The sequence below is a fragment of the Diaphorobacter aerolatus genome (assembly GCF_014489535.1).
Taxonomy (GTDB): Bacteria; Pseudomonadota; Gammaproteobacteria; order Burkholderiales; family Burkholderiaceae_C; genus Diaphorobacter_A; species Diaphorobacter_A aerolatus.
Map to the genome: position 1 here is coordinate 4,158,522 of NZ_CP060783.1, position 11,051 is coordinate 4,169,572.

At 61.9% G+C, this 11,051-nt stretch carries 5 protein-coding genes, 1 tRNA gene and 3 pseudogenes; 8 read left to right on the forward strand and 1 reads right to left on the reverse strand.

The annotated features are described in order from the left end of the window. Position 1: 1 nt before the first annotated feature. On the reverse strand, positions 2–895 hold the full coding sequence (hpnC, locus tag H9K75_RS19365; RefSeq protein ID WP_404826366.1) for a squalene synthase HpnC: 894 nt from the start codon (positions 893–895) through the stop codon (positions 2–4). 129 nt (positions 896–1,024) lie between these two features. On the opposite strand from hpnC, the pseudogene H9K75_RS19370 reads away from it, so the two are divergent. The 8 genes and pseudogenes from H9K75_RS19370 to clpX all read left to right on the forward strand — a co-directional run bounded on the left by H9K75_RS19370 (position 1,025) and on the right by clpX (position 10,984). Next, positions 1,025–2,213: pseudogene (locus H9K75_RS19370) on the forward strand (efflux RND transporter periplasmic adaptor subunit). A 19-nt stretch (positions 2,214–2,232) separates the two neighbouring features. Further along, a pseudogene (locus tag H9K75_RS19375) lies at positions 2,233–5,387 on the forward strand (efflux RND transporter permease subunit). Positions 5,388–5,502: 115 nt separating this feature from the next. After that, positions 5,503–5,588 (forward strand) — tRNA-Leu (locus H9K75_RS19380). 389 nt (positions 5,589–5,977) lie between these two features. Next, a complete protein-coding gene (locus H9K75_RS24880) occupies positions 5,978–6,361 on the forward strand; it encodes an acyltransferase family protein (RefSeq protein WP_264293866.1) in 384 nt (127 codons plus the stop codon). Then, positions 6,301–7,143 (forward strand): acyltransferase family protein, encoded by an 843-nt coding sequence (locus H9K75_RS19390; RefSeq protein WP_264293867.1) that lies wholly within the window; start codon positions 6,301–6,303, stop codon positions 7,141–7,143. The genes H9K75_RS24880 and H9K75_RS19390 overlap by 61 nt, the downstream gene beginning before the upstream one ends. A 286-nt stretch (positions 7,144–7,429) precedes the next feature. Further along, positions 7,430–8,743, forward strand: a complete 1,314-nt coding sequence (gene tig / locus H9K75_RS19395) for a trigger factor (protein WP_187723842.1) — start codon at positions 7,430–7,432, stop codon at positions 8,741–8,743. A 179-nt stretch (positions 8,744–8,922) separates the two neighbouring features. Next, positions 8,923–9,531 (forward strand): ATP-dependent Clp endopeptidase proteolytic subunit ClpP, encoded by a 609-nt coding sequence (gene clpP, locus H9K75_RS19400; protein ID WP_187723843.1) that lies wholly within the window; start codon positions 8,923–8,925, stop codon positions 9,529–9,531. Between the two features lie 188 nt (positions 9,532–9,719). Next, a pseudogene (gene clpX / locus H9K75_RS19405) lies at positions 9,720–10,984 on the forward strand (ATP-dependent Clp protease ATP-binding subunit ClpX). Positions 10,985–11,051 lie beyond the last annotated feature (67 nt).

Consider the following 11,051-nt stretch of genomic DNA (forward strand, 5'->3'; position numbering starts at 1 on the left):
CTCACATCCACAATGCGCGCCACAGCATCAGCGGCCAGTCCCATGGCTTGAGCGTGGTGCGCGCGAGCAGGCTGCCTCCACCTTGCGCCTCGACCTTGTCGAGAATGCGCAGACCGCCTTGCACCACCAGCCGCAGTTCCCAGCCCACACGTCCCTTGAGCGTGTGAACGAGCGGCGCGCCGGACTGCATCAGCGCGCGTGCAACGGCGGCGTTGTGCATGATGAGGCGGTCGGTGTCGGCGCTGCGATGGCGACCGGCGATGGCCGCTCGCGGCACCCTGAACCGCGCGCAGTCTTCGTCGGTCAGGTAGTGGCGACCACGCGGCAGGTCCACGCTCAGGTCCTGCCAGAAATTGATGAGCTGCAGGGCCGAGCAGATGGCATCGCTTTGTTCCAGCGAACGCGCATCGTTCACGCCGTACAGGTGCAATAGCATGCGGCCCACAGGGTTGGCCGAGCGGCGGCAGTAGTCCAGCAACTCCTGCTGGTTGGCATAGGTGCAGCCGTCGCGCGTGTAGACGATGTCCTGCACGAAGGCGTCGAGCAGATCGTCGAGCAATATGACGGGCAGGGCGCGCTCACGGATTTGCACCTGTAGCGGCGCAAACACCTGCCGCCAGCGGGGACTTGGGGGATTTCCGGCGGCGATGTGTTGCAGTTCCGCACGGTATTCATGCAAATCCTGCAAACGCCGCTCGCACAGAACATTTCCTTCGTCGGCAAGATCGTCGGCGGTGCGCGCGAAGCCGTAGATCGCCGCAATCGGTTGGCGCAGATGGGGCGGGCACAGCAGCGACGCCACCGGAAAGTTTTCGTAGTGGGTGACCGTTTCGGCCAACGGGGCCGGTGCGGCGGACGGGGTCTGGGAGGGCTGGGGGTGGCGGGACTGGTTCACCCCTCTATTGTGGAGCTTGACAAGCCGGTATCACCTCCAATAGATTACTAACCAGTCAGTCATTAACATAGAAAATTGGACGCCGCCATGAGCCCGTGCACCGGTGATTTCTCCGCTCCTTCCCTTGGCATGGGTGGGTACAGGCCCCGTAGCGGAGCCGTTTCATGGGCGCGTCGCTCGACCTGGGGTTTGACGCTGATCACCGCCGTGGCATTGGTGGGCTGCTCGCCCAAGGAGCCGCCACCGGAGCCGATCCGCTCGGTCAAGCTGCTCACCGTGGGAGCCGCGCCGTTGCATGCGCAGCTCGAATATTCGGCCGAGGTGCGGGCGCGTGTGGAGTCGCGTGTCGGCTTTCGCGTGCCCGGCAAGATCGTCCAGCGTCAGGCCGAGCTGGGCCAGCATGTCAACGCCGGTCAGGTACTCGCACAGCTGGATCCGCGCGATTATCAGCTCTCAACCCAGGCGGCGCAGGCGCAGTTGAACGCGGCAAGAACGCAGCGCGATCTGGCGGCTGCAGACTTCAAGCGTTATGAAAAGCTGAAGTCACAGAATTTCATCAGCGGTGCGGAGCTGGAGCGCCGCGAGGCCTCGCTCAAGGCCGCGCAGGCCTCGGTCGATCAGGCCAATGCACAGCTCGCCTCGCAGGGTAATCAGGCCAGCTACACGCGGCTTGTGGCCGACGTGTCGGGCGTGATCACGAGCATCGAGGCGGAGCCGGGCAGGTGGTGTCCGCCGGAACGCCGGTGGTCCGCATTGCGCAGGACGGCTCGCGCGATGCGGTGTTCTCGGTACCCGAGGACAAGGTGGCGCAATTGCGCGTGGGCAGGAGGTGGGCGTGCGTCCGTGGACGGAAGGCGCGTCGCTTGCGGGCAAGGTGCGCGAGGTCGCGGCCAGTGCCGATCCGGTCACGCGCACCTTTCTCGTGAAGGTCGCCATCGAGGGTGCGCAGGTGCCGCCGCTCGGTGCCACCGTTTATGTCGAGCCCAAGGTGCTGGGCCGCGAGGGCATCACGGCGATTTCTCTCCCCACGACGGCACTGCGCCAGGAGGGTGGCCAGACCGCAGTCTGGATCTACGACGCGGCCACCAGCACGGTGAAGTCGCAGGCGGTGCAGGTCGCCACGGCCGACGGCAATCAGGCGGTGATCGCGGCGGGGCTGCAACCGGGCATGCAGGTGGTGGCAACCGGCGTGCACGTGCTGGCACCGGGGCAGAAGGTCACGGTCTACCAGCCCAAGGGCGCTGCGCCCGCGGCAACTGCGGCAGCGGCCGCCGCTTCGGCAGCCCGGCCCGCAGCCTCCGCTGCCAGCACCCACTGACGGATAGACGAGGCCAAGCATGTCCACAGAAAATCCGCCCGAACACATCGAACCGAAACAGCATTTCAACCTCTCGAAATGGGCGCTCGATCACGCCGCGCTCACGCGCTACCTGATGGTGGTGCTGATGCTGCTCGGCATTGCGGCCTACTTCCAGTTGGGTCAGGACGAGGACCCGCCATTTACCTTCCGCGCGATGGTGGTGCGCACCTACTGGCCCGGCGCGACCGCGCAGCAGGTGGCCGAGCAGGTGACCGACAAGCTCGAGCGCACGCTGCAGGAAGTGCCCTATGCCGACAAGATCCGCAGCTATTCCAAGCCCGGCGAGTCGCAGATCATTTTCGAGATCAAGGACTCGTCCAAACCCGCCGAGGTGGCCAACGTCTGGTATCAGGTGCGCAAGAAGATCGGCGACATGCGCTACACCCTGCCGGGCAACATCCAGGGCCGTTCTTCAACGACGATTTTGGCGACGTGTATGGCGTGATCTACGCGATCCACGGCGAGGGCTACAGCTACGCCGAAATCAAGGACTTCGCCGACGCCGCGCGCCAGAAACTGCTGCGCGTGAAGGATGTCGCCAAGGTCGAGCAGTTCGGCGTGCAGGACGAGAAAATCTGGGTCGAGGTCTCGCAAAAGCGCCTCGCGCAGATGGGGCTGGATTTCAACAGCGTGCTTCAGCAACTGGGCGCGCAGAACGCGGTCGAGAGCGCGGGTGCGGTCAACACACCGCAGGACGTGGTGCAGGTGCGCGTGGGCGGTCAGTTCAACAACGTCGAGCAATTGCGCGTGATGCCGATTCGTGGCGGCAACGGCAACCAGATCCGCTTAGGGGACATTGCCGAAGTGCATCGCGGCTATGTCGATCCGGCCACGGTGAAGATGCGCTTCGAGGGCCAGGAAGTGATCGGGCTCGGCATCTCGATGACCAAGGGCGGCGACATCATTGCGCTGGGCAAGGCGTTGAAGGAGGCCACGCAACAGATTCAAACCTCCTTGCCGGCAGGCGTGCAGCTCGATCAGGTGCAGGACCAGCCGGCGTCGGTGGCGAGTTCGGTCAACGAATTCGTCAAGGTGCTGATCGAGGCCGTGGTGATCGTGCTCGCGGTGAGCTTCATCGCGCTCGGCCTGCACAAGGGCGGACGCTTTGGCTGGTATATCGACTACCGCCCGGGGCTGGTCGTCGCGATCACGATTCCGCTGGTGCTGGCCGTCACCTTTCTGGCGATGAACTACTTTGGCATCGGACTGCACAAGGTGTCGCTCGGCTCGCTGATCATCGCGCTGGGGCTGCTCGTCGACGACGCCATCATCGCCGTCGAGATGATGGTGCGAAAGATGGAAGAGGGCTACGACAAGGCGACCGCCGCCACCTATGCCTACGACGTGACAGCCAAGCCCATGCTGACCGGCACGCTGATCACGGCGGCGGGTTTTCTGCCGATCGGCATCGCCAAGTCGGTGACGGGCGAGTACACCTTCGCGATCTTCGCGGTGACGGTGATCGCGCTGGTGCTCTCGTGGCTGGTGTCGGTGTACTTCGTGCCGTACCTGGGCACCTTGCTGCTCAAGGTGAAGCCACACGACCCGAACGCGCCGCCGCACGAGTTGTTCGACTCGGCCTTCTACACGCGTTTTCGCGGTGCGGTCGGCTGGTGCGTGGACCACCGCTGGATCACCATCCTCGCGACGATCCTGATCTTTGCGGCCGGCATCCTGGGCATGGGCAAGGTGCAGCAGCAGTTCTTTCCGGACTCAAGCCGCCCCGAAATCATGGTCGATGTCTGGTTCCCCGAAGGCACCTCGTTCGCGGCCAACGAGGAGGTCACCAAGCGTCTCGAAAAGCGTTTGTTGCAGGAAGATGGTGTGGCCAGCGTGGCGACGTGGATCGGCTCGGGTACGCCACGTTTCTACCTGCCGCTCGATCAGGTGTTCCCGCAGACCAACGTGTCGCAGTACATCGTGCTCGCCAAGGACCTGAAGCAGCGCGAACAGATCCGTCTGCGTCTTCCCAAGCTGCTGGCCGAGGAATTCCCCGAAGTGCGTGCTCGCGTGAAACTGCTGCCCAACGGCCCGCCAGTGCCCTACCCGGTGCAGTTCCGCGTCGTCGGCAGCGATCCCGAACATCTGCGCCAGCGCGCCGACGAGGTGAAGGCGATCCTGCGCGCCAACAGCAATATGCTCGGCGTGAACGACAACTGGAACGAATCGGTGAAGGTCATCCGCCTTGAAGTCGATCAGGCCAAGGCACGCGCGCTCGGCGTGACCAGCCAGGCGATTGCGCAGGCCTCGCGCACCATGTTCACCGGAACGACCATCGGCCAGTACCGCGAGAACGACAAGCTCATCGACATCGTGCTGCGCCAGTCGCCCGACGAGCGCGAAGCGATCTCGGACATCGCCAACGCATACCTGCCCACGGCCAGCGGCAAGTCGATCCCGCTCACGCAGATCGCCCGGCCCGTATTCACCTGGGAGCCCGGCGTGATGTGGCGCTGGAACCGCGACTATGCGATCACCGTGCAGGGCGACATCGTCGAAGGCCTGCAAGGCGCCACGGTCACCGCTCAGATTCAGCCTCAATTGAAAGAGCTGGAAGACAAATGGAAGGAGCAGGGCGACCAGAGCGTGCGCATCGAAGTCGCCGGTGCTGTGGAGGAAAGCAGCAAGGGTTCGGCCTCCATCGTGGCGGGCGTGCCCGTGATGCTGTTCCTCGTGTTCACGCTGCTCATGCTGCAGTTGCACAGCTTCAGCCGCTCGATGCTGGTCTTCCTCACCGGCCCGCTCGGCATCGCGGGTGTCGCCGCGGCGCTGCTGCTGCTCAACCGGCCCTTCGGATTTGTGGCGCTTCTCGGCGTAATCGCGCTCATGGGCATGATCCAACGCAACTCCGTGATCCTGATCGACCAGATCGAACTCGACCGTGAAAAGGGCGTGCCCGCACGCACCGCCATCATCGAATCGGCAGTGCGCCGCATGCGCCCCATCGTCCTGACCGCCGCCGCCGCCGTACTCGCCATGATCCCGCTGTCACGCAGCGTGTTCTGGGGCCCGATGGCCGTCGCCATCATGGGCGGCCTGATCGTCGCCACGGTCCTCACCCTGCTGGCCCTGCCCGCCATGTACGCAGCGTGGTTCAGGGTGCCTCCGAAGGAGCGTGAACAAAGCAGATGAAGACCGGAAAATCGCGCCGAAGTACGGCTAGAATCGGCGATTCACCAATTTCCGGTCTCCTGAAACTTTCAGCGTGACCGACGAACGAACAAACAAAAGAACGTTTGATTGACCTGCGCGGGTGGCGAAATTGGTAGACGCACCAGGTTTAGGTCCTGACGGTGGCAACACTGTGGGGGTTCGAGTCCCCCCCGCGCACCACGAACGAAAAAGGCATAGGCAGACAGTACCGGGCATTTTTCACGTAAGAGGCTGATTTTCATAGGGAAATCAGCCTTTTTTGTTGCCCATTCGCATGTTGCGAAACGGGCGCGAAGGGCGGAAAAGACTCAAAGGTTCAATGCGATCCCCACAGATCCCCCACGCGTTCCCCCACGCACGGTGTTGCTCCGTGGTGCAGAGGGGTTGTCGTGGCGTCGTTGACACTCCTGCCGGGAGCGTCTGGCTTCATACCTCGCGCGACCGTCGTCATTGAGTATGCGAAAATCCATCGAAGGTCGATTGCCGACGAATCGCCCTCCCTTCCCTGTGACAAAACCCGTCATCTTGCAAAAGTGACGGGTTTTTGTTGGGCGCTTCAACACCCGTTCATGCAGCCAGCGAAACCCATTGACGCTCAACGATTCGCATCCCTTGACGGGTTGCGCGGCGTTGCGTGTGTGGTGGTGGTGATCTGCCACTATCTGCAGATCTACGTGCCAGCCGCGTTCGAAGGCAAGTACCCCGATCTTTTCGGCGAGAAATGGTGGGTCAATTCGCCGCTCAATCTGCTGTTCAACGGACACGCAGCCGTGATCCTGTTCTTTGTGCTGAGCGGCTTTGTGCTGTCCGCGCCGTTCTTTCGGGAGTGGGCAACGCATGGTATTGGCGGTCGCTCGTCAAGCGCTATCCTCGGCTGGCGATTCCGGCGCTGGTGTCTTCGGTGTTTTCCTGCACATTGCTGGCGTTGTTCGGTTTTCGTTATGCCGGGTTGAATGTCTATTCGGGCTCGGACGTGACGAGCTTTCTGCCAACGGTGGTCGACTTTCGGCTAGCCGCCTGGGAAGGTGCGATTGGTTCGTTTTTTCTGGGGAAATTCAGTTTCAATCCGGTGCTCTGGACGATACGCACGGAGCTGTTCGGGTCCGTCCTGGTACTGGTTCTGGTGCCGCTCGTGGGGCGTCTGCCGGCCTGGTTGCGGTACGCGATCTACGCGGGCCTGATCTGGCAGTTCTCGAATGACAACCTGATGGCGTTTGTGTTTGGCGCGCTCGCGGCCGATCTGTTGCTCAAGCCGCCGCGCGGGCTTGCGGGTTTGAAGACCGGCTGCGTTCCGGCACTGATCTTCATGCTGGGGCTTTATCTTCTCTCCAGGCCGTATTACGTTCCCTACGTGAATTTATGGCAGCCCGTCGATCTGCTGATGCCCGATCCCACCATGCGCAAACCGCACGCGGCGGGTGCCTTTTTGCTGATTCTGAGCGTCGGCTCCGTAGCCCCCGTGCGTCGATTGCTCGAAGGGCGGGTGGCGCAGTTTCTGGGCAGGCTGTCATATTCGCTGTATCTGCTGCACTTTCCGCTGCTTGCCTCGGTGGGCGCACTGGTCTTGCTGGCGATGGTGACTCATGTGGGTTACGGGACGGCGCTGCTGCTGGCGTTTCCGGTGGTGATGGCCATCTGTCTGGCCCTGTCGATGGTCTTCAATCGATGGGTGGACGAACCGGCGGTGGCTTTTTCGTCCCGGCTGGCCGGTGCGCTGGTGCGAAATCGGGCTTGACGGGTTTGCGCAATCGCCTGCACAGCCCCGCTTGGCCGGGGTAGATGGCGCGCTGGGTATAATCATTGGCTTAGCGCAATCCGGCGCCAGATTTCGTCTGGCCTTTTGCTCGCGAAAGAAATCTACGAAATCTACGTTTTAGTTAGATATTGCTGCGCATGAGATTCCGGCCCTTCGATGGGGCCTGGTGCCTCGTGCGCGAGACATGTGAGACTTTGGCGGAACACGGTGCAGACTGCCTGCGCTGCAGTCGGCTCGGTCCACAGCCCTGACACTAGGAACTACCATGGCCGTAACTGTTGAAAATCTTGAGAAGCTCGAGCGCAAAATCACGCTGAGCCTGCCTGTTGCTTCGATCCAGACCGAAGTTGATTCGCGCCTGAAGCGTCTGGCCCGTACCGTGAAGATGGACGGTTTCCGTCCCGGCAAGGTGCCGATGAGCGTGGTGGCCCAGCGTTATGGCTACTCCGTCCAGTACGAAGTGATGAATGACAAGGTCGGTGAGGCGTTTGCCCAGGCCGCCAATGAAGCCAATCTGCGTGTTGCCGGCCAGCCCCGCATCACCGAAAAGGACGGCGCACCCGAAGGTGAAGTGTCGTTCGACGCGGTGTTCGAAGTGTTCCCCGAAGTGAAGATCGGTGACCTGAAGACTGCCGAAGTGGAAAAGGTTTCCGCCGAAGTGGACGATGCCGCCATCGACAAGACCCTGGACATCCTGCGCAAGCAGCGCCGCACCTTTGCGCAGCGCGCCAAGGACGCGGGTGCCGAGGACGGTGACCGCGTGACCGTGGACTTCGAAGGCAAGATCGACGGCGAGACCTTTTCTGGCGGCAAGGCGGAAGATTTCCAGTTCCTGGTGGGCGAAGGCCAGATGCTCAAGGAATTCGAGGACGCGGTGCGTGGCCTGAAGTCGGGCGAAAGCAAGACCTTCCCGCTGGCGTTCCCTGAGGACTATCACGGCAAGGACGTGGCTGGCAAGACCGCCGACTTCCTGGTCACGGTCAAGAAGATCGAAGCCGCTCACCTGCCCGAAGTGAACGAACAGTTCGCCAAGTCCCTCGGCATTGCCGATGGCACCGTGGACGGTCTGCGCGGCGACATCCGCACCAACCTCGAGCGCGAAGTGAAGTTCCGCCTCCAGGCCCGCAACAAGCAGGCCGTGATGGACGCTCTGGTGTCCAAGGCCGAACTCGATCTGCCCAATGCGTCGGTGCAAGCCGAAATCGGCCGCCTGCGTGAAAGCGCGCTGGCCGACCTCAAGCAACGCGGCATCAAGGACGCCGACAAGGCCGAAATCCCGGAAGACGTGTTCCGTCCACAAGCCGAGCGCCGCGTGCGTCTGGGCCTGGTGGTGGCCGAGCTGGTCAAGGCCAACAAGCTGGAAGCCTCGCCCGAGCAACTGAAGGCGCACATCGACGAACTGGCTGCCTCCTACGAGAAGCCGGAAGACGTTGTGCGTTGGTACTTCAGCGACCGCAACCGCCTGGCCGACGTGGAAGCCGTGGTGATCGAGAACAATGTGACCAACTTCGTGCTGGAAACGGCCAAGGTCAATGACAAGAACATCAGCTTTGATGAACTGATGGGCGCTCAGGCCTGATTCTCTCAGGGCGGGCCGAACTTGCCGCTATGATGGTCGGCGAGTCAATACCGTCAATACCTTGACGTGCGGGCTTGTACTTTGGTGTACAAGCCCCATTTCATTTCTGGAGTCCCGCGCCGACCTCAATCGGTGGCATCGGGACAGTAGGTGAAGCTTCCATCTGTCTGGAGATATACATGAGTGCACTGGAAACACAGGCCTTGGGCATGGTTCCCATGGTCATCGAGCAGTCGGGTCGCGGCGAGCGTTCGTACGACATCTATTCGCGCCTTCTGAAGGAACGCGTGATCTTTTTGGTGGGCGAGGTCAATGACCAGACCGCCAACCTCGTGGTGGCGCAATTGCTGTTCCTCGAGAGCGAAAATCCCGACAAGGACATTTCGTTTTACATCAATTCGCCGGGCGGCAGCGTCACAGCGGGCATGGCGATCTACGACACCATGCAGTTCATCAAGCCGGACGTCTCCACGCTGTGCTGCGGTTTTGCCGCGAGCATGGGTGCGTTCCTGCTGGCTGCGGGTGCCAAGGGCAAGCGTTTTTCGCTGCCGAACTCGAAGATCATGATCCATCAGGTGCTCGGCGGCGCCCGTGGTCAGGCGACCGACATCGAAATCCATGCGCGTGACATCCTGCGCACCAAGGACCAGATGAACCGTATCCTGGCCGAGCGCACCGGTCAGCCGCTTGAGAAGATCAAGCACGACACCGAGCGTGATTACTTCATGACCGCCCCCGAAGCCAAGGAATACGGCCTCGTGGACGAGGTCATCTCCAAGCGCCCCTGATGATGGAGCCGGTGCCGCCTTTGGGGCACCGTCGCTCCAGGGTCCGGCGTTTCCCCGATGCCCCTGCATGAGTCCGGCATTTGCCCTGTGAACAACGGGGCAAAAAAACCATGAAGCGCATCAGGAGAAACGCCGTTTTTTATTTCGTTATCATCAGACTACGTTCCTTGTCATAAGGCATTGCTTCCATGGCCGAGAAAAAAGGCTCTTCCAGCGAGAAAAACCTCTACTGCACCTTCTGCGGCAAAAGCCAGCACGAGGTGAAGAAGTTGATCGCCGGTCCGTCCGTGTTCATTTGCGACGAATGCATTGATCTGTGCAACGAGATCATTCGCGACGAACCGCAAACCCCGAAAACGGTCGCGAAGGTCGCGGCGATCTGCCCGCGCCCGCAGAAATCAAGGCCAACCTTGATAACTACGTGATCGGTCAGGAAAAGGCCAAGCGCACGCTGGCCGTGGCCGTCTACAACCATTACAAGCGTCTGCGCCACAAGGATCGCGCCGGTAAGGATGACATCGAGCTCGCCAAGAGCAACATCCTGCTGATCGGTCCGACCGGCTCCGGCAAGACGCTGCTCGCGCAGACGCTCGCTCGCCAGCTCGACGTTCCGTTCGTGATGGCCGACGCCACCACGCTGACCGAAGCCGGCTATGTCGGCGAGGACGTCGAGAACATCGTTCAAAAACTGCTGCAAAGCTGCAACTACGATGTGGAGCGCGCGCAGCGCGGCATCGTCTACATCGACGAAATCGACAAGATCTCGCGCAAGAGCGACAACCCCAGCATCACCCGCGACGTGTCGGGCGAGGGCGTGCAGCAGGCGCTGCTCAAGCTCATCGAAGGCACGATGGCGAGCGTTCCCCCGCAAGGCGGACGCAAGCACCCGAACCAGGATTTCCTGCAGATCGACACGACCAACATCCTGTTCATCTGCGGCGGCGCATTTGCCGGCCTGGAGAAGGTGATCGAGAGCCGTACCGAGGCGTCCGGCATCGGCTTTGGGGCCACCGTCAAGAGCAAGAAGCAGCGTTCGGTCTCCGAGGTGTTCCAGGAAATCGAGCCGGAGGATCTGATCAAGTTCGGCCTGATCCCCGAGCTAGTCGGTCGCATGCCGGTCGTGACCTCGTTGGCCGAACTCAGCGAAGATGCACTGGTGCAGATCCTGACCGAGCCCAAGAATGCGCTCGTCAAGCAGTACGGCAAGCTCTTCGCGATGGAAGGCGTGGACCTCGAAATCCGCCCTGCGGCTCTCAAGGCAATCGCCCGCAAGGCGCTGGCCCGGAAAACCGGCGCACGCGGATTGCGCTCGATCATGGAGCAGTCGCTGATCGGCACCATGTTCGACCTGCCCACCACCGACAACGTGGAGAAGGTCGTCGTTGACGAATCCACGATTGAAGAAGACCAGTCTCCGCTGCTCGTGTACCGCGAGGCGGCCAAGACCGCCTGAGGACGCAGCAATTCATTTGGCTGCGCTTCGCTGGCGGTGCAGCCGGAGACCGTGACCCGTCGTGCAT

Excerpts from the sequence above, each read along its gene's own strand:
- H9K75_RS24880 (WP_264293866.1), top strand. The coding sequence starts at position 5,978 with ATGCAGCCAGCGAAACCCATTGACGCTCAACGATTCGCATCCCTTGAC.
- tig (WP_187723842.1), top strand. The coding sequence starts at position 7,430 with ATGGCCGTAACTGTTGAAAATCTTGAGAAGCTCGAGCGCAAAATCACG.
- clpP (WP_187723843.1), top strand. The coding sequence starts at position 8,923 with ATGAGTGCACTGGAAACACAGGCCTTGGGCATGGTTCCCATGGTCATC.